At 44.1% G+C, this 236-nt stretch carries 1 pseudogene; it reads right to left on the minus strand.

The features are described 5' to 3' along the window. Nucleotides 1–89: 89 nt before the first annotated feature. A pseudogene (locus tag KVT11_RS20655) lies at nucleotides 90–236 on the minus strand (riboflavin synthase); the annotation flags it as partial.

Genomic DNA, 236 nt, shown 5'->3' on the forward strand with positions numbered 1-236 from the left:
CTTGAAAGAAAATGGATTGGCAATGCGGCATTTAATCACATTCCTCCCTCTAAAGTCACTTGGCTAGCTCCCCCAAGCTGATCAACTCATCTCCCTTTGACCGTCTCAGCCATCACATCTGCCGCAAACTCTTCTTTTGTGAAGCTTGTGACAGTTAGACAAACTCTATTGATGACGATACTATCGCCTAGGTGAACATCATCTAGTACACTAGTGCACCTGATGATGAGTTCTAT

The organism is Bacillus sp. GbtcB10 (assembly GCF_019091365.1).
GTDB lineage: Bacteria > Bacillota > Bacilli > Bacillales > Bacillaceae > Bacillus > Bacillus altitudinis.